The sequence below is a fragment of the Brasilonema angustatum genome, assembly GCF_059505445.1.
Map to the genome: position 1 here is coordinate 1 of NZ_JCACKO010000126.1, position 2229 is coordinate 2229.

Consider the following 2229-nt stretch of genomic DNA (forward strand, 5'->3'; position numbering starts at 1 on the left):
CTGGTTAGAGTCGATGGCGGGTATTATCCCGCGCACCTCTCTGTTAGATCCGAGCGTGCGACTTTCGCCGCACTCGGCTCCCGATGTTCTAGGATTTCTCCTTGCTCGTGTGGATGTAATTGTGACAACTTTCATGTACGGCTAGAAGGTTTTTTGTTTTCCAATTTTGGTGGTTACCATCTACATGGTGTAGGTGGACTGTTTCACCTGGTAGCGTCTTCATGCCGCAATGACCACATTTATGGTTTTGCCGTTTTAAAGCTTTAGAGGTTTCGCCGTCGTAGAGTTTGCTGTTTCGCTCGCTCCAGTACGTTATATCTCCGTCGAATGGTGACTTTTCACCTTTGACGCTGATAAATGCGTTTTCGGAGTAGGAGACTTTAGGAAATGCCTTGTCTAGCAATTTCTTGCTAGTGTATCGGTCATTTCTTCTTTCCTTATTGAATTTATCAAAGGTTCTTTTCTGTATGAAGTACAACGAGTTACGTGTCCCATTCATCTTACAGAACCTGTGATAATTCCTCCATCCTCTAACCAAGGGTGCTAATTTCTCAGCTTTGACCTCGGAACCATAGTTAGAGCAGTTAACGATAGCTTTTACTTTCTTACGGAATGCTTTAAAGTTGTCCACCGAGGGAAAACTTCTAAATTTTCCATTGCTCTGCACTTTAAAGTGCCAGCCGAGGAAATCAAAGCCGTCCGTCGAAGCGGTAATCTTGGTTTTCTTTTCACTGACATTCATTCCTCTATCTGCAAGGAACTGGTTTATCTTCTCAAGTATCTCTTCAGCGTTGTCATGGGGTCTAAGTATAATCACCATATCGTCCGCGTAGCGGATTGATGGTTCCATGATATCCCTCTCTGGAGTATTCGGAGTTATCTTCTTTTTACTATTAGTGTGATATCTGTGTATACTTTCGATGCCATTGAGCGCAATATTAGCTAAAAGCGGACTTACCACACCCCCTTGTGGGGTTCCTTGTTCAGGAAATTCTGGATTAACGCCAGCCTTAAGGCAGCGGAAAATACATCTTCTCATACCTTGTGGGGCAATGAGGTTATCCATAATGGTTTTGTGGCTTATCCTGTCGAAGCACTTTTCAATATCGAGTTCTATGACTCGTTTATTTATTCCATTTTGACTTGAGTTTAGGTTTTGAAACAGATATTTCTGTGCATCCTGCGCAGAACGTCCTGCTCTAAATCCGTAGCTCCTTGCATGGAATTTTGCTTCGTGTGCTGGTTCTAGTGCGTATTTCGCAAGGCATTGCCATGCTCTGTCCGCGATAGTAGGGACTTTTAGAATTCTGGTTTTACCATCCTTCTTGGGTATCGGGATTTCTCTTAATTTGCTATGATGCCAATTAAGGTATTTATTTTTGAGGAGTTCCTCAAGTAAAAAGCGTTCTTCAGTGTTGAGGGACGCTTTCCCATCAATACCCGGAGTCTTTTTGCCAGCGTTTAGCTGAGTTACTTGTCTAATAGCCAGTAACCGCGCAGCCTTAGATTTCAGAATCAGTTTCTGGAGTGACCGCGCTTTCCGCATGTCTTCTGCTTTAACTGCTTTGAACAACCTAACTTGTAGGCGGAACAGATTCCGTCGGAATTGCTTCCAAGGTAATTTGCTCCAAGATTCACTAGTGCCGTCACTGTGCCTAACCATGCTCTACTCCTAATGATTGTTTTCTGAACACCTCAGACCAATTACGGTCTGTCCTACCCGAATTAAAGGAATTCTGCCGCTCGTCTGGCTTACCTGGGTTTCGACCGTTCCCAAGACCTTTAACTCGTTTTTATTCGTTCCTCGGACGAGATTGTTTCGTGCCGTCAGATGGAACCACTTCAACCGCTAGAACCCCTTACTCTTACCGCTCCGCATGTAATGGTCGGCGGGATTTTATCTCTAACGAAGTCAGGGGTTTTTAATGTTATGCCCTACTTCAAGATAGGTTGCTTTTTTAGGTTCTGTTTCATCTTGTACACTTCCCATTAGCGCCAGTGTCAGCCCATAACGACCGTCTGATTGCGCCCTGTTCCCAGCTTCAGCCTGTAAAATTCCGAGTTTACTCACTGTGGGCAGGTAGGGGTTTACTCCTGAGTTTGGAGAGAAGGGCTTTCACCTTCATATCATCCGAAGTTCAACCTTTTTGCGACAGTAATCTGCTGTCTTCGGTTGGTGAGGTTATTTACGGACTGGTTACCGTGATTTACTCACAACGAATCGCACTA

Annotated in this window: 2 protein-coding genes; one reads left to right on the top strand and one right to left on the bottom strand. The window is 44.4% G+C overall.

Features of this window, described 5'->3' with window-relative positions; translation table 11 throughout:
- Positions 1 to 88 precede the first annotated feature (88 nt).
- On the bottom strand, positions 89 to 1663 hold the full coding sequence (locus AC5JM2_RS21865) for a group II intron reverse transcriptase/maturase (RefSeq protein WP_495836936.1): 1575 nt from the start codon (positions 1661 to 1663) through the stop codon (positions 89 to 91).
- Positions 1664 to 1998: 335 nt separating this feature from the next.
- Between AC5JM2_RS21865 and AC5JM2_RS21870 the strand changes: the two genes are divergently transcribed.
- A partial coding sequence (locus AC5JM2_RS21870) for a hypothetical protein (RefSeq protein ID WP_495836937.1) occupies positions 1999 to 2229 on the top strand: 231 nt, incomplete at its 3' end.

Coding starts and splice junctions, on each gene's coding strand:
- AC5JM2_RS21865 (WP_495836936.1), bottom strand. CDS start 1,663: ATGGTTAGGCACAGTGACGGCACTAGTGAATCTTGGAGCAAATTACCT.